Below are 15793 nucleotides of genomic sequence, written 5' to 3'. Positions count from 1 at the left end.
CCTGGACGTCTCGATGGCCGACAAGCTCCTGATTCACAAGGACTTTCTACGCACGCTCCCCGAGGCGATCACGACCGCGCTCGAGGCCCGGGCCGTTCGCCGGCGCTTCGCGGACGGGGACGTGATCTTCCGCCGCGGCGATCCGGGACACGGGCTCTTCGGCGTCGCCGCAGGCCGCGTCCAGGTCCTCGGCCACGGCGCGGACGGCCGCGAGTTCGTGCTCACGGTTCTCGGCCCTGGAGAATGGTTCGGGGAGCTCTCCCTCTTCGACGGCCTGCCTCGTACGCACGACAACGTCGCGATCGGAGAGACCGAGCTCTTCTCCGTCGACTCCCGCGAAGTCGAGGCGCTGCTGCGCGCGCATCCGGAGTTCTGGCCGCCCTTCGCCGAGCTGATGAGCCACCGCGTACGGATGCTCTTCGGGCTCCTCGAAGACGCGGTCCTGCTCGATCTGCCGACACGCCTCGCCAAGCGGCTCCTCGAGCTGGCGGGCGATCACGGGGAACCCGCAGAGGACGGCGGGACTCTGATCGACGTGCATCTGCCGCAGGAAGATCTCGCGGCGATGGTCGGGGCGACCCGCGAGGCCGTCGGTCGCCACCTGAAGCGCTTCGAGCGCGAGGGCTGGATCGAGGTCGCCTACGGTCGGATCACGCTGCGCGACCGCGAGGGACTCTCGTCGATGCTCGACTCGAACGACTAGCCTTCGCGGTCGATCGCCTCCGGTCGTCTCTCGAATCGAGGAGAACTGCGTGCCGAGCGCCTTCGCCCATGCTGCCGTCGGCGCGACCCTGGCGACGGCCCTGCCCACTGCGGCGCGCCCCCGCCTGTTCGTGTCGACGCTCGCCGTGCTCGCGGCCGCACCGGATCTCGACGTGGTCTTCCACACGCTGGGCGTGGCCTATCACGAGCCCCTCGGCCACCGCGGCTTCACCCACTCGATCTTCTTCGCAGTCTTCGTCGGGGCCACTTCGGTGCCGATCTGGCGGCGATGGGGCGCGAAACGATCCGCCCTCGCCGGAGTCCTGACGGGCGCCGCCGTCCTCTCCCACGGACTCCTCGATCTGTTCACCGACGCAGGCCTCGGAATCGGCCTCCTGCTTCCCTTCGACGAAACACGCTTCTTCGCGCCGTTCCGACCGATCATGACCTCGCCGCTCTCGGTCTCGGCATTCTTCCAGGGACGCGGCCTCACGATCCTCGCGAACGAGGCGTTCTGGATCGGCCCACCCACCCTCGTCCTCGCGCTCCTCGCCAGGGCGGTGCGAGACGACTGGAGAAGGGCACCGACCGTTCATGACGGCCGCGACGCCCTCGGCGGCACACGCGGCCCGGCCCGCGGTCGTCGTCGAGGCTCCTCCGGAACGATTGACAGGCCGTCGCGAGGGCGAGATCGTTCGACTGGCGAATCGACGCACGGAGTCGACCGATGGCCGCGATGACCGAGGAAGAACGTACGCAGTTTCTCTCTCGACCCCGCCTGGGGATGCTCAGTCCGCTTCGCGAGGACGGCTCGCCCGTGACGGTCCCCGTCTGCTTCGACGGGACCGCCGACGTCGTCCGCATGTTCACGAGCGTCACTTCGGCGAAGAGGGCCCGAATCGCGAAGGATCCCCGGGCAACCCTGCTCGCCGTCATCGGCTTCCCCTGCTGCGCGGGATTCGGCTTCGTCCGTCTCTTCGTCTCGCTCCGCCCGGTCTGATCACCATGACGAAGACGGCGAAACCTCCCTTCGAAGACGAGAAGATCGCGGCGATCTTCGAGGGTTACCCGCCGAAGGCGCGTCGACGCCTCCTCGAACTCCGGGCGCTGATCTTCCGCACCGCGCGCGAAACCGATGGCGTGGGGCCCCTCGAAGAGACGCTCAAGTGGAGCGAGCCCGCCTACGTCACGTCGGAGACGAAGAGCGGAACGACCGTCCGAATCGACTGGAAGGACGCGTCCCCGGACTCGATCCAGCTCTACGTCCATTGCCAGACGTCGCTGATCGAGCGGTTCCGGGAAGAGTTCGACGGACTCCTGGAGTTCGAGGGCAACCGCGCCATCCGGATTCCCATCGCCGGGACGCTCCCTCGTGAGCCGCTCGGCTTCTGCATCGCCGAGGCGCTCACCTATCACCTCCAGAAGAAGCGGAAGCGGCGGCGCTGAACGGATTCGCTCCGCTTCCGGCTCGTCGTCTCGAGCCGGCCTTCCAGGATCGGACGATACGAAGCCGGGAACGAGGGGCGCTTCGAGCTGGGGTATCGTCGCGAAACGCAACCGGACTCCCCGTCCGCAGCGCATGGAGAAGACACCCGATGGCAGACAAGCTCGACCTCGGTGGGACCTTCCCGTCGATCACTCTCTCCCTCGTCGGCGACGGCAGCGTCACGCTCCCCGACCAGATCGAGACGCCGTACGCGATCCTCCTCTTCTATCGCGGCCACTGGTGACCCTTCTGCCGCCGGCTCCTCGCCGGATATGAAGAACGCCGTGCCGCGTTCTCGGACATCGGAGTGAGTCTCTTCGCCGCCACCGTCGACGCGGAGGAGGACGCCGCCGCGGTCGCCGCCGACCTCGGCTTCCCCGTCGCCCACGGCGTCACGCGCGAGATCGGCGACGCCATCGGCGCATGGTGGGAGGAGAAGCGGGACTTCATCCAGCCGAGCGAGTTCCTGCTGACGCAGTCGGGTCGCGTGATGAGTTCGACCTACTCGAGCTCGCCGGTCGGCCGGATGGATCCCGAAGAGACCCTCTTCCTCGCGACGATGCTCGCTCAGCGGGCGAAGAAGAGCTGAACGCGAGAGGACCTTCCGCCATGCCTTCCTTCGGACCGATCCTCGTCTGGCTGAACGCCGGCCTCTTCTTCTTCTACGGTCTTCTCTTCGTGGTCGCGCCCGAAGTCGTCGCGACGGCGATCACCGAAGGGGCGCCGCAGACCTCGGCGGCGAAGATCGATTTCCGGGCGACCTACGGAGGCATGACGGTCGCGGTCGGGCTCCTCCTCGCGGCCCTCGCCCGCGATCCGGCGCTCCACCGCGTCGGTCTCCGCGGCGTTCTCGTGCTGATGCTCTGCATGGCAGGCGGCCGGACGATCGGCATCGTCACCGAAGGCGGTCCGAACGTCTGGATGTGGCTCTTCCTCGCAGGCGAGCTCGCCGTCGCCGCGGCGGCGTTCGCCATCCTCCGAGCCGGTCCCCCCGAACCCTCCTGACCCACCCGCTCCTTCGTCCGACGCTTCCGAAAGGATCGCCCGCACCATGGTCGCCATGCCGCCCGCCGTACGCAGGAGAGATCGCTCGCGAGGCCCGGCCGCGTGGCTCGTCGCGCTGCTGATCTGGGTCGCGTCGGCTGCGGGGGCGTCGGAGCGGCTGGAGAACGGCTACGCGGCCGCGCCGCTCACGGATCCGATCTTCACCAGCGAACAGATCGCGACCGAGATCGCCCGACTCAACAACTGGCTGATCGAGAACCATGCGAAGCTCGATCCCGAGCGGCGCCAATCGGTCCGCGAGGCGCTCTACTCGCTGCTCTCGTCCTACGTGGCCCAGCGCCACACCGAGGGCAAGCCGCTCCTGCCTCTCGAGGACGATCTGCTCATGCGGACGGTCTTCTCCTGGGCGGAACCCCTCGGCGTGTACGGCGCCCATCACGTGTACAACGAACTCGTCGCGCGGAGCGGTCTCGAGAACGTTCCCGAGATGCCCGCACTCGTTCCGCTGCCGGAGTCCTTCACCTCTTCGCTCGAGGGCGACCTGCTCCTGCTTCGCTCCGCGCGGGGCGGCTGGAGCGTTCGCTTCCCCTTCTGGTTCATGCCCTTCGCGATCGCGGAGTTCGACACGAAGAACGGCCCGCGGACCCAGCTCGTCATGCTCGGTACGGGAACGATCCGCCACGACGGACTGCCCGGCCATTCCCAGTCGACCATCCGCCTGTTCGTAGGGCCCGGACAGGTCGGCGGGGGATTCGAGTCGTATTGGCGCAAGGCCCTGGGCTTCGAGACCGGAAGCGAGCGAGTGCCGATCCCGATCGACGGCCTGAGCTCACGCAAGCGCTTCGACGAAGAGGCGAAGATCCACAGCGAGATGGTCTCCTGGGCCGGGAACAACGGCCCGATCCTCGTCTACTACGCCGGTGCCCCCGGACCCTACGAAAAGAACCGCGAGCACTTCTTCGACTTCATCCGGTCGCTCCGCGGTGCCCACTGATCGATGCACTCCTCCCTCGCGAGACAGGACCACCGTCCGTGGCCGATCCCCGCGAAGCGTTGGACCTGGCGCCAATCGTGGCGCGACCTCCTCTTCGCCCACTGGCCGGTCCCGGCCGCCGAGCTCACGCGGCTCGTCCCGGCCCCCCTCGAGCTGCAGGACTTCGAGGGCACGTCCTGGGTCGGCGTCGTGCCCTTTCGGATGGCCGGCGTCATGCGGCGACCGCTGCCCGATCTTCCGTGGATCTCCGCGTTCCCGGAGCTGAACCTGCGCCTCTACGTCGAGTACGAGGGCCGGCCGGGCGTCTTCTTCCTGAGCCTCGACGCGACGAATCCGCTGGCGGTCTGGGCCGCGCGCCGATTCTTCCACCTGCCCTACGAGCACGCGACGATCGACATCACACGATCCGGGGACACCTACGACTATCGCTGTCACCGGCGTGACGCGGACGCGGTCTTCGAAGGAACCTACGCGCCCTCGAGTGACGTTCGCGAGTCGCGGGCCGGTAGCCTCGAGCACTGGTTGACCGAGCGCTACTGCCTCTATGCGTGCTCACCGCGAGGCGATCTCCTCCGGGCCGAAGTCCACCACGTCCCCTGGCCGCTCCAGGACGCGACCGCTTCCGTGTCGACGAATACGATCGGTCGACCCCATGGTCTGGCCCTCGCGGGTCCCCCCGCGACGCTTCACTTCAGTCGCCGCATCGACGTCGTCGTCTGGTCACCGGAGAGAATCGGATCGGCGCAGGCCTGACCGCCGACGCCTCGAGCGCGCGCCGTGGAGCGGCTCGAAGATCCCGCGCGCCGTGGCCTGATGGACCCGGCTCCGCGCCGCCTTCGACGCCCAGCCATCGTCGGGTGCCCTCGGGCTCGATTCGCAGGGAGAGCACTTTTCCGTTCCGAAAGCACCGCGCCTCGGCGCGAATCCCCAAATCCCCAGCCACGACGCCGACGTCGTGACCACTCCAGGACGGGGAGTCGCGAACGACGACCGCCCCGATCCCGAGAATCGAAGGAGCGAAGCGATGCCCGAACGCGATCGATCCCGCCTGCCCATTGGCGCCACGACCTTCTTCACCTCTTTCCTGCTGACGCTCCTGATCCCCGGAATCGGTGGGGCGGTCGGCGTCACGCTCACCCCGGTCGGTGGCTCCGCGACCGGCTTCGTCGGCCAGGTGTTGACGATCGGCGTCGACCTCACGATCGGCGACGACGAGTTCGTCACGATCGCCGACCCATCGCTCGTCTGGGACCTGGAAGGCGGGAACGTGCTCGACGTCGTCGGCGCGACGCAACCGGGCACGATCTTCGCGGGCGACATTCCGCTCTCCCCACTCAGCGCGTCGACCTGGCGCGTCTTCGACCCCGACGACCAGCTCGGCGATGGCATGTCCTTCTCGAACGATGGCCCCTTCGGCGACACCCGCGTCGGTGCCACCGGACTCTGGGGTTTCGAGATGACGTCGGCCCTGATCACGGACGACCAGCTGATCGAGTTCTTCGGGGACGGCACGATCCAGCCGGGGACCTACCGAATCGGGACGCTCGATCTGCTCCTCCGATCGATCGGCTCGACGACGCTCACGTTCGGCGGGCCGGCCGGTCAGGACGCCCCCTACGGAACGTTCTTCACCGGTCGCGAGATCGTGCGGATCGGTCAGGACGAGCTCGAACTCGTCGACCTCGACGTGACCGGCATCGGGCTCGCCTCGCTGGGTATCACCGTCGTGCCCGAGCCGGGCACGGCGCTGCTCCTGGGGCTCGGTCTCGCCGGCCTCGCGATCGCCGGTCGTCGCGGCGAGGCGGCTGCACGGGATCGAAGCCGACCGTCAACCGTCTAGTCCGAGCGAGCCACTTCGGCTGCTCCGCTCCTCGATCCGATCGATGCCGACGACGGTCGCCCCTGGCGCCGCCGCGACCGACGCGCGAGCCTCTCGGCATCGAGCCAAGCGACCCAAGGAGCCCGCCATGCCCAAGCCCGCGAAGATCGTCCTCGGAATCCTGATCGGATACGTCGTTCTCGTCGTCGCCTTCGAGTCGATGATCGGGATCCTGCAGCCCGAGCAGGGGCAGGTCCTCACGATCACGACCACGGGAGACGACGGCGTCGCGAACGATCGCGTCCTCGCCTGGCTCGACGACGACGGAACCGTCTTCGTGAGCGCCAACCACTGGCCGCGCGCCTGGTACAACGAGGCGATCACGAACCCGAACGTCGAGGTCTCGATCGACGGCGAGCAGGGGGCCTACGTCGCCGTTCCGATCGAAGACGCCGCGGAGTGGGAGCGCCTCGACACGAAGTTCGCCCACCCCTTCCTGTTCAAGTTCATCACCGGCTTCCCGCCCCGGCTCTTCCTCCGCCTCGATCCGCAGGGCCCGACGGCCTAGCGCGGCCACGAGGGCGGCGAGGCCGCCGGCCCGCTCAGACGGCCATAGTGTTCGTGGGTCTCGCCGGGCGGCTGCGGAAACATCAACGCCTCCATCCAGCCGTACTTCTCGGCGAAGGCCCGATCGATCGCTTCCCGCTCCGATCGATCCTCCACGAACTCCACGGCGAAGGCGTGCTGCTCGCCCGCGTGGCGAACGCCGAGGCGCGGCGAGCGCTCCAGGTTCGCCCACCAACGACTCTCGTTCGTCCGGAAGACGGCCTCGCCGTCGACGAGCGCCAGCCAGATCCGGGTCACCCGTTCGTCGCCATCGGGATCGACGGTCACGACCAGGACCGACCATCGCTCGTCGGCCTCGGACCAGTCGATCGGACCCTCTGCCGTCGGGACCGAAGCGCATCCAGCGATCAGAAGGGTGAGGACCATCGTCGGGAGCCATCCGCGCGTTCGCATCGTTCGCATCCTCCGTCCAGGTATCTTCGCACGTGTCGCGGGTCCGTCGAACGGCGAAGCCCTCGACGACGAGGAGCGGATCCGCTCGACGAACCACCATGCGACGCGCTGGGGGCTGCTCGACGCCGAATGGATCCAGCGCGAAATCGGCACGATCGGCGGGTACGCGCCCCGTCCGGAGGTCGCGCTCACTCGAGCCCTCGCTTCCCCGACCGCCATGGAGTGGCGGGAAGCGGCGGAACGCGCTCTCCATCCGGATCGCTTCCTCGCCTACGTCGACCAGAAGATCACCGAGATCGACCTCGACCACGAAGCAGATCGAATCGAACCGGCGGGCCTCGCGGTCGAGGAACGCAGCCACGAGCCGTAGCCTCTCGCGCGACGTTCAGCCGGCGAGCCCGTCGATCACCACCGCCGCACCGGCGAGCCCACACAGCGCGAGCACGCAGGGCCGGAGCCAGCCGCGATCGAGCCAGCCGTGGAGGGCGCGGCTCGCGAAGAGCCCCGCGAGGACCGCGGGAACCAAAGCGAGCCCGATCCGCCAGTGGAGCGCTCCGACCTCCCCCGCGACCAGCAGCGCACCGAACGAGAAGCCGGTTCCGACGAGGAACGCCGCGCCCAGCGTCGACCGGACGACCGGGCCCGGGGAGTGCTGGTAGAGGAGCGCGAGGGGCGGTCCCCCGATCGAGGACGATGTCCCCATCACGCCGCCGAGCCAGCCGGCCGCCGCCTGCGTGGCCGGCGTGATCGGAATGCGGGGCGAAGACACGCTCATCACGACGGCGAAGAGGACCATGGCCCCGGTCGCCGTCGCCAGGGCCTCGGCGTCGAGACGGATCACGATCCACAGACCGACGGCGATCCCGGGAACGCGCCCGAGCGTCGTCCAGAGGATCGCCGAACGGTCGATATGGGTGAACTCGCGCCAGGCGGAGCCGAGCGTCATCGGCAGCGCGAGAATGATCGCCGCCGCGGGCAGCGCCTCCGGCACGAAGACCGCGATCATCGGCGCGACGATCAGGTTCAAGCCGAAGCCGATCGAGCCCTGGACGAGCGCGCCCATGAAGGCGGCCGAGAAGACGACGGCGAAGGCCGTCGCGTCGAGGCCCGTGCCGTCGAGCAGCGACTCCATCAGTCCGACGGGAGCCCTCGGTCCGTCGCGAGCTCTCGGCCCGTCGAGAACCCTCGCCGGCTCACGAGTTCATCGACTCGAGGAAGTCTTCGTTGTTGTCCGTCTTCTCGATCTTCCCCATCAGGAATTCCATCGAGTCGACGGGCGAGAGCGGCGCGAGGACCTTGCGCAGGATGTACATGCGGTTCAGGGAGTTGTCGCTCATCAGGAGCTCCTCGCGACGCGTCGCCGACCGATTGATGTCCATGGCCGGATAGGTGCGACGATCGGCGAGCTTGCGGTCGAGAACGATTTCGCAATTGCCCGTCCCCTTGAACTCCTCGAAGATGACTTCGTCCATGCGCGAGCCGGTGTCGATCAGCGCGGTGCCGATGATCGTCAGGCTGCCACCTTCCTCGACGTTGCGCGCGGCGCCGAAGAAGCGCTTCGGCTTGTGGAGCGCGTTCGAGTCGACGCCGCCGGAGAGGATCTTGCCCGAATGGGGCACGACCGTGTTGTGGGCGCGAGCGAGGCGCGTGATCGAATCGAGCAGGATCACGACGTCGCGGCCGTGCTCGACGAGTCGCTTCGCCTTCGCGATCACCATGTCGGCGACCTGCACGTGACGGGTGGCCGGCTCGTCGAAGGTCGAAGAGATGACCTCGGCGTTCACGGTGCGCTGCATGTCGGTCACTTCTTCGGGCCGCTCGTCGATCAGCAGCACGATCAGGTAGACCTCGGGGTTCCCCTCGGTGATGGCATTCGCGATGTCCTTGAGGAGCATCGTCTTGCCCGCCTTGGGCGGCGACGTGATGAGCGCGCGCTGGCCCTTCCCGATCGGAGCGATCAGATCGATGATCCGGGTCGTCATCCCGCCGGCCTTCGTCTCCAGGCTGAACTTCTCCTGCGGATAGAGCGGCGTCAGGTTGTCGAAGAGGATCTTCTGCTTCGCCTTCTTGGGATCGTCGAAGTTGATCGACGAGACCTTGAGGAGCGCGAAATAACGTTCACCCTCCTTGGGCGGGCGCACGTGGCCTTCGACCGAGTCACCGGTCCGGAGGTTGAAGCGGCGGATCTGGGAAGGCGAGACGTAGATGTCGTCGGGTCCGGCCAGGTAGTTCTGGTCGGGCGCCCGAAGGAAACCGAAGCCGTCCTGCAGGATCTCGAGCACGCCTTCGGCGAAGATCTTCCCGCGCTTCTCGGTCTGCGACTTCAGGATCGCGAAGATCAGATCCTGCTTGCGGAGACCGCCGGCGTTCTCGACGTCCATCTCCTGGGCCATCTTCAGGAGCTCGGGCATCGCCTTCGCCTTGAGCTCGCGAACGACGATCGTTTCCGCGTCGTCGTCGAGCTGCGCCTCGAGCGACGCTTCCTCTTCGGCCAGCTCGGCGTCGCTCGGCAGGTAGTCCCGCTTCGGCTCGCCGGAGGGACCGCGCCCGCCGCGATTGCCCCCGCCGCTCCGGGAGCGGCGTCCGCGACCGCGGCGATTGCCGCGGTTCTGGGAGGAGCCGGATCCGTCCTTGGTCTCGGGCGCGCGCTGCTCACTGCTCACGTGGCGGTCTCTCTTCTGATCGGGGCGGGGGTGGTCTGGTCTGGGTCGATCGGATCTTCAGGCGGGGAGGGCTTTCGGGAGTCGTCGACCGGGCGGGTCGAAGGGCGTCCGAGCGGCGTGGCCGGGTTCGGACGGGCGCCGGGCGCGAGGAACGTCCAGCGGTGGGGCGATCAGCGGGGGCGGGGACTTCGGGAGCGACCTTCGGGTCGCCTTCGGCGGGATCTCGCTCACCGGCCGGGCCGGCGATGGTTCTGGAGAGGGGCCTGATCAGCCCATCGACGAGACTTCGGCCGAAGTTGACTGGAGTGGTGGAGAAGGGACCGATCCGGACGGGTCGAACGGGGACTTCGAGCGAGAAACCAGTGCGATCTCGGTGGTTTGGCTCGGGACTGCTCCCGACAGAGGGGCGGATCCGCAGGGGATCGAGGCCGGCAGGAGGCCCGGGGACCCGGACGGGTCGAAGTGAAAATCAATCTACGGGGGGCCCCAGAAACTGTCAACCCTGACGCGGGATTGCCTCCGGACGGGTAATGAAGTGCCTCAATCGGCCCGCCGCCGCTCCCTCGCGCCGGTAGGACTCGAAGCGATCGGACCCGCAGATGGTGCAGAGGCAGGCCTCCGTTCCGATCCGTTGGCTTTCGACCCCGATTCGGTTCAGGACCCGCTCTGCCAGCAGCGGGAGGTCGAGCTGGAAACGGTCGGGGCGACCTGGAACGAGCACGCCCTTCAGCTGCTCGGAGTACCGCACGGCGAGCCCTGCGCGAACCGGCTCGTCGACCTCGTAGCAACAGCCGCGCGCCGCCGGGCCGATCGCCGCCACGCAGTCCGCCGGGTCCATGCCGTCCAGGACGGCCGCGACCCCGGCCTCGATCACCCCCGCCGCGAGTCCCCGCCAGCCCGCGTGGATCGCGCCGACCCGGGCGCCGTCGCGACTCGCCAGGAGGATCGGAACGCAATCCGCGGTCACGATCCCGATGGACGTCCCGGGCATCCGGGTCACGATCGCGTCCGCCTCGATCCCCGCTGCGACGGCGCGTGCCTCGGCGGAGGCGACCTCGTGAACGTCGATGCCGTGGACCTGCGTGGGGAAGGCGCAGTCTGCCGGCGCGGCGGTGCCTCGCTGACCGAATCCGTGGCCGATGCCGAGGGCCTCGAGGACTGGATCGTGCAGCGGTCGATCGAGGGGGGCGCTCATTCGACGACCTCCTCCGGGCCGAGATCGGCGATCCACGCGATCAGGTCGTCGGGGAGCGGCGTCTCGAAGAAGAGACGGCGGCCGCTGATCGGATGTTCGAAGCCCAGGTGCGCCGCGTGGAGGGCCGGTCGGCCGAGGCGGGCGTCGCTTCCGCGCGCTCGACCGTAGACGGTGTCCCCCACGAGGGGCAGGCCGGCGGAGGAGAGGTGCACGCGGATCTGATGCGTGCGTCCGGTCTCGGGTCTCACCTCGAGCTCGCTCGTCATGGCGCTCCGGAAGCGCCGCAGCACCCGCCAGTTCGTGATCGATTCCTTGCCGACCTTCACCTCGACCGACATCCGTTTGCGATCGCGCGGATGACGTCCGATCGGACGGTCGATCCGACCCGCGTCCGCCCGCGGCACGCCCCGGACGAGCGCTCGGTACAGACGATCGATCGTGTGCTCGGCGAACTGACGCGCGAGCCCCTGATGGGTCTCGTCGTCCTTCGCCGCGACCATCACGCCGGAGGTGCCTCGATCGAGGCGATGCACGATCCCGGGGCGCAGGACGCCACCGATCCCGGCGAGGTCCCCGCAGTGGGCCAGGAGCGCGTTCACCAGGGTTCCACCGGGATGTCCGGGCGCGGGATGGACCACGAGGCCAGCGGGCTTGTCGACCACGATCAGATGCTCGTCCTCGAAGAGCACCGAGAGCGGGATCGCCTCGGGCGCGAGGGCCATCTCGACCGGCTCGAGGGGACGCGCTTCGATCGAATCTCCGAGCGCGACCTTGCGACTGGGACGCACGACCTCACCGCCGACCGTCACGCGACCGGCGTCGATCCAACGCTTCACCTGCGCGCGCGAGACGCCGGACAGCTCCGCGAGCAGCGCATCGACCCGCGCGCCGACGCTCGCCTCGTCGACGGTGAACGCGAGAGACGCCGCCGCGTCGGGCATGGCGCGGCCTAACGTCGGGCGAGGAAGCGGCCCCGCTGCTGCTCGCTCCGGGATTCCTGGACCCGCGCCATGTAGCTCGGCACGACGATCTTCGGGTCGAGCCCGATCGTCTGCGCGTAGGCGGTCACGAAGCCACGCACGTACACGTCCGCCGGAAGATCCAGGAAATTCTCTTCCTCGATGTTCCGGAGGTGGGCCGGGCTCACTTTCGTCACGTCCGAGATGTCGTCGATCTCGTAGCCGCGGAAGAGACGGTTGCGGCGCAAGCGCACGCCGTCGAACTCCCCGCCGCCGTCGTCTTCCAGCGCGTCGAATTCCTCGACGGCCTGATCGACGGCATCGAGCTGCTCCGCGGGATCGAAGCCCTCGAGCGATCTGGTCGACACCGCGGCGTCGGTCTCGTCGGCCATCGCCTCGGGCCGCGGATCCGGTGCGCCGCTTCGTCCCACCGCCGAGGGCAGCGCTTCGTCGTACTCGGTACGCAGGTCCGCGTCGGCGAGCACGCGGTAGGCCTCGTCGAGGCGCTCGCGGATCGCCGCGGCGTCGAGTCGATCGAAGACCGAGTAGAGCGCGAGCGATCCGTCCTGATAGGTATTCTGAGCGTTCCGGTACGCGCGGTCGATCTCCGCGGTGGAAGCGGCGCGGCCGACTTCCAGAAGCTCGTAGTGATCGAGCTCGTCGATCCCCCTCATCGATTCCCTCCAGCGTGGGTTTCGGCTCCAGCAGACGGTGTCGCCGCAGCACCGGAGGTCGAGGGGAGACCCAGGAGCTTGCGGGCGATCCGCTGGAGATAGATCGAGACGTCGGCGTCCTGCCGCAGGTCCACGATCGGTCGACGCGCCGAGACCGACTGTCGCGCCTCGTCGTCGTAGTTCACGTATCCGATGTACTCGGCTTCGACGCCGAAGTACTTCTTGCACACGCTCGAGACCGCGAAGCCGAGCTTCACGTCCTCGGCGGTTCGCACCCCGTTCACGATCAGGCGCGGACGGAAGACGCGCATCGTCTCGACGAAGCGCCGCGCCTCCGCGGTATCCGTCGCTTCGATCTCGCGAAGCAGGTCGAGCGGCGTCCGGATCCCGCGCTCGTTGCGCTGGTCCATCGCCATCGTGACGAGCTGCCGCACGCCGTGCCCGACCATCGCGAGTCGCATGCGCCGGTAGAACGCGGCGCGCAGAAACGTGTAGGCGTTCTCGACGGAAGTCGGCTCGGGCTGCAGCACCAGGATCCCGTCGTCGGAGACCAGGAAGTAGTCGAGCACCGAAGCGTGGGAGCCGGCACCGAGGTCGAGCAGCACGATGTCGGCGTCGAGCTGACGCAGGCCGCGCAGCAGGCGAACGCGACGCAGGTGACTCGGCTGTGCGTCGGCGAGGTTGCCGTTCGTCGCCGCGATCAATCGCAGATTCGGGAGCGGCGTGTCGACGAGCAGCTTCCCCAGATCTTCTTCGCGTTCGGAGACGAAGTCGGCGAGGCTTCGCTGCGGCGTCTGCACACCGAGGGTGGTGTGGAGGTTCGCGCCTTCGAGGTCGACGTCGACGACGACGACCCGCTTGCCGAGGCGGGCGAGCGCCGTCGCCAGATTGGCGGTCACGAACGTCTTGCCGACGCCGCCCTTGCCGCCGCCGATGGCGAGCAGGCGCGCGCCCCCGCTTCGATCGGTCGCGGAATCCCCGGATGCAGACGGAGGGCGCGGAACGCCGGTCGTCGAGCTCACGTTCGCCTCTCTTGCTCCGCTCTCCGATCGACGCCGTTCCTTGCGAAGGACCGATCGAAGGCACGAAGCTCAGGGAAGTCCTCGTTGGACGAGGAACCCTTTCAGGGCTTTCGGGGGGTAGACGCGAACGTACCCAAACCCCCGCCGTTCATCAAGAAAAGCAGGACTTGCGAAGGCGTTCGCGTATCCGGGAAAGGCGTTTCGGACGCGCGATCAGGACGCTTCGCGCCCGGCTTCCAGCGCGAACGCGAGCGCATCCCCGACCCGATCGAGATCGCCGTCGCGCAGGGTCCGCACGTCGAGCCAGAGCGCGTCGTCCCGAAGCCGGGCGAGCACCGGGGCGGGGGCGGACCGCAGTCCCTCGGCGAGCGCGTGGACGGGACCGCCCTCGAGCACGACCGCGAGACCCGCGATGCGGTGTTCGGGAAGTGAGCCCCCGCCCACGGCGGCTTCCGTCGGCGCCACCCGGAGCTTCCACGGCGTCTCGTGAGCGACGGCGTCGATCACGCCGGACACGATCTGCTGGAGTCGGGCGGCGCGCGGCTCGAGCGCCTTCGTGTCCGCGCGCAGTCCCTCGATCGTCGGGACCTCTCGCGCGCGGTCGGGATCGAGCATCAGGTCGAGGGTCGCGTCGAGGGCCGCGACGGTGAGCTTGTCGACCCGGAGCGCCCGGGCGAGCGGGTTCTTCTTCATGGCGTCGACGTACTGGCGCTTCCCGAGCAGGATGCCGGCCTGCGGCCCCCCCAGCAGCTTGTCGCCGCTGAAGCAGAGGACGTCGATCCCGAGGGCGAGTCGACCCGGTGCGAACGCCTCCGAGGGCAGTCCCTCGGACGAGAGGTCGAGGAGCGTCGCACTCCCGAGATCCTCCATGAACGGGAGACCGTGATCGTGGGCGACGCGGGCGATCTCGGCGATGTCGGCCTCGGCGACGAAGCCGCGCTGCTCGAAGTTGCTGCGGTGGACCTTGAGCAGGAGCGCGGTCTCGGGACCGATCGCCGCTTCGTAGTCGGCGAGGTGGGTCCGGTTCGTCGTCCCGACTTCCGCGAGGCGGACGCCGGCGCGCTCCATGATCGCAGGCACCCGGAACGAGCCGCCGATCTCGACCAGCTCACCACGGGACACCACGACGTCGCGCCCCAGGGCGAGCGTATTGAGCGCGAGCAGGACCGCCGCCGCGCAGTTGTTCACCACGTGGGCCGCCTCCGCTCCGGAGAGCGCGAGCAGCTTCGCTTCGAGCGAGCCCATTCGCGAGCCGCGGCGACCCGTCTCGAGGTCGAGCTCCAGGTTCGAGTATCCGTCGAGGGCGCGCGCGACCGCCTCGGCCGCCGCCGGTGCGAGCGGTGCCCGACCGAGATTCGTGTGGAGGACCACGCCGGTCGCGTTGATCACCGGTCGCGGGTGCGGCGAGGCGAGCCGAGCCGCTCTGTCGGCGACGTCGCGCTCCAGCGCGGCGATGTCCGCGCGCTCTCCTCGAAAACTCGATTTCTCTTCGGAAATTTCCACTCGGATGGCGTCGAGCGCCTCGCGCGCGGCGCGAAGCACGGCCCATTCGGGAAGGTCGGGGCTCGAATCCCTCACCTGTCCGATCAGACGATCTACGGAGGGTAGATTCCGGCGGGGATCCGAGTTGATCTTTTGCTGCGAACCCATACTCTCAATCCCGTATTCACACGGCCAGACCGGTTCGTGTTCTGGATCGAAATCGCTGGTGGAACGAGACCTCAGCGACCGGGATCCGGGGTCGAAGCGCGGTGATCTCCTTCGGACGACCCGATGGGACTGCCGCTTACTCAAACCAAGGATCGCCCGACCCCACCCGTCGCCCATTCATCTTGCCATCTGATCATCTGATCGACCGGATGCCTGATGGATGGAGTTCGAAGACCCGCCCTGAGCGTGCCCCCGGAAATCGGGTCGGCAACGCCCAAGTGGTAGCAGCGCCCGCCATCGCCCCGCGAGGCCGGCGCCGACCCAGCGAAGTCGATTCCGATCACCCGGGGGATACGGACGTGGCAGGGTGCTGCTGCAACCGACTCGAGATCTCCCCGAGCCAATCCACGATGAACCGACTGGTTCGGCCGCAACCGCAACGACCCAACACCGCGGAGGCCTTCGCCCCCGCAATCAGAACCAGGACGGGCCGGGACCACGACCGGCCCTCGAACGAGACTCAGAAAACACAGTGCGAGTCATCGATTTGATCAAACCCGTCGACCACCAGCGCCACCGGACCCTCGGAACCCTGATTCCGGGC

At 68.4% G+C, this 15793-nt stretch carries 20 protein-coding genes; 12 read left to right on the top strand and 8 right to left on the bottom strand.

All coding sequences use genetic code 11. The features are described from left to right. The first annotated feature begins 13 nt into the window (after positions 1 to 13). From NXI30_10385 to NXI30_10335, 11 genes are all read left to right on the top strand, one after another. On the top strand, positions 14 to 703 hold the full coding sequence (locus NXI30_10385; GenBank protein ID MCR9094612.1) for a Crp/Fnr family transcriptional regulator: 690 nt from the start codon (positions 14 to 16) through the stop codon (positions 701 to 703). A 49-nt stretch (positions 704 to 752) separates the two neighbouring features. Continuing rightward, positions 753 to 1442: a metal-dependent hydrolase gene (locus tag NXI30_10380; GenBank protein ID MCR9094611.1), complete on the top strand. Its 690-nt coding sequence runs from the start codon at positions 753 to 755 to the stop codon at positions 1440 to 1442. After that, positions 1430 to 1702, top strand: coding sequence for a pyridoxamine 5'-phosphate oxidase family protein (locus NXI30_10375; protein ID MCR9094610.1), 273 nt, complete (start codon positions 1430 to 1432; stop codon positions 1700 to 1702). The genes NXI30_10380 and NXI30_10375 overlap by 13 nt, the downstream gene beginning before the upstream one ends. A 5-nt stretch (positions 1703 to 1707) precedes the next feature. Further along, positions 1708 to 2148, top strand: a complete 441-nt coding sequence (locus tag NXI30_10370) for a DUF1801 domain-containing protein (protein ID MCR9094609.1) — start codon at positions 1708 to 1710, stop codon at positions 2146 to 2148. 149 nt (positions 2149 to 2297) lie between these two features. After that, positions 2298 to 2432 (top strand): hypothetical protein, encoded by a 135-nt coding sequence (locus tag NXI30_10365; protein MCR9094608.1) that lies wholly within the window; start codon positions 2298 to 2300, stop codon positions 2430 to 2432. Between the two features lie 63 nt (positions 2433 to 2495). Next, a complete protein-coding gene (locus NXI30_10360) occupies positions 2496 to 2777 on the top strand; it encodes a hypothetical protein (GenBank protein ID MCR9094607.1) in 282 nt (93 codons plus the stop codon). Positions 2778 to 2797: 20 nt separating this feature from the next. Further along, entirely contained in the window at positions 2798 to 3193 is a 396-nt protein-coding gene (locus tag NXI30_10355; GenBank protein ID MCR9094606.1) for a DUF4345 domain-containing protein, read from the top strand. A 46-nt stretch (positions 3194 to 3239) separates the two neighbouring features. Further along, positions 3240 to 4187: a hypothetical protein gene (locus NXI30_10350; GenBank protein ID MCR9094605.1), complete on the top strand. Its 948-nt coding sequence runs from the start codon at positions 3240 to 3242 to the stop codon at positions 4185 to 4187. A gap of 3 nt (positions 4188 to 4190) precedes the next feature. After that, positions 4191 to 4940, top strand: a complete 750-nt coding sequence (locus tag NXI30_10345) for a DUF2071 domain-containing protein (GenBank protein MCR9094604.1) — start codon at positions 4191 to 4193, stop codon at positions 4938 to 4940. A gap of 271 nt (positions 4941 to 5211) precedes the next feature. After that, a complete protein-coding gene (locus tag NXI30_10340) occupies positions 5212 to 6027 on the top strand; it encodes a PEP-CTERM sorting domain-containing protein (protein ID MCR9094603.1) in 816 nt (271 codons plus the stop codon). A gap of 127 nt (positions 6028 to 6154) precedes the next feature. Further along, on the top strand, positions 6155 to 6574 hold the full coding sequence (locus NXI30_10335) for a nitroreductase family deazaflavin-dependent oxidoreductase (protein MCR9094602.1): 420 nt from the start codon (positions 6155 to 6157) through the stop codon (positions 6572 to 6574). On the opposite strand, the gene NXI30_10330 is transcribed toward NXI30_10335, so the two are convergent. Further along, on the bottom strand, positions 6571 to 6999 hold the full coding sequence (locus NXI30_10330) for a DUF2255 family protein (GenBank protein MCR9094601.1): 429 nt from the start codon (positions 6997 to 6999) through the stop codon (positions 6571 to 6573). The two genes, NXI30_10335 and NXI30_10330, sit on opposite strands and share 4 nt — an antisense overlap. On the opposite strand from NXI30_10330, the gene NXI30_10325 reads away from it, so the two are divergent. Next, positions 6989 to 7396, top strand: coding sequence for a hypothetical protein (locus NXI30_10325; GenBank protein MCR9094600.1), 408 nt, complete (start codon positions 6989 to 6991; stop codon positions 7394 to 7396). The two genes, NXI30_10330 and NXI30_10325, sit on opposite strands and share 11 nt — an antisense overlap. Before the next feature lie 15 nt (positions 7397 to 7411). Here NXI30_10325 and NXI30_10320 read toward each other — a convergent pair whose 3' ends face one another. From NXI30_10320 to selA, 7 genes are all read right to left on the bottom strand, one after another. Beyond that, positions 7412 to 8158 carry a sulfite exporter TauE/SafE family protein gene (locus NXI30_10320; GenBank protein MCR9094599.1) on the bottom strand — a complete coding sequence of 249 codons (747 nt, stop codon included), beginning with the start codon at positions 8156 to 8158 and terminating at the stop codon, positions 7412 to 7414. A 61-nt stretch (positions 8159 to 8219) separates the two neighbouring features. Further along, entirely contained in the window at positions 8220 to 9467 is a 1248-nt protein-coding gene (gene rho / locus NXI30_10315; GenBank protein ID MCR9094598.1) for a transcription termination factor Rho, read from the bottom strand. A 718-nt stretch (positions 9468 to 10185) separates the two neighbouring features. Beyond that, complete coding sequence (locus NXI30_10310) at positions 10186 to 10884, bottom strand: polyphenol oxidase family protein (GenBank protein MCR9094597.1); 699 nt, start codon at positions 10882 to 10884, stop codon at positions 10186 to 10188. Further along, entirely contained in the window at positions 10881 to 11825 is a 945-nt protein-coding gene (locus NXI30_10305) for an RluA family pseudouridine synthase (protein ID MCR9094596.1), read from the bottom strand. The genes NXI30_10310 and NXI30_10305 overlap by 4 nt, the downstream gene beginning before the upstream one ends. 8 nt (positions 11826 to 11833) lie before the next feature. Continuing rightward, complete coding sequence (locus tag NXI30_10300; GenBank protein MCR9094595.1) at positions 11834 to 12517, bottom strand: helix-turn-helix domain-containing protein; 684 nt, start codon at positions 12515 to 12517, stop codon at positions 11834 to 11836. Then, a complete protein-coding gene (locus tag NXI30_10295; protein ID MCR9094594.1) occupies positions 12514 to 13539 on the bottom strand; it encodes an AAA family ATPase in 1026 nt (341 codons plus the stop codon). Before NXI30_10295 ends, NXI30_10300 begins: the two co-directional genes overlap by 4 nt. A 213-nt stretch (positions 13540 to 13752) precedes the next feature. Further along, entirely contained in the window at positions 13753 to 15117 is a 1365-nt protein-coding gene (selA, locus tag NXI30_10290; GenBank protein MCR9094593.1) for an L-seryl-tRNA(Sec) selenium transferase, read from the bottom strand. Positions 15118 to 15793: the final 676 nt, after the last annotated feature.

The organism is bacterium, assembly GCA_024742285.1.
Taxonomy (GTDB): Bacteria; Myxococcota_A; UBA9160; order UBA9160; family UBA4427; genus UBA4427.
The sequence above is the reverse complement of the archived record's forward strand: the minus strand, read 5'-3'. Positions and strand labels throughout refer to the sequence as shown.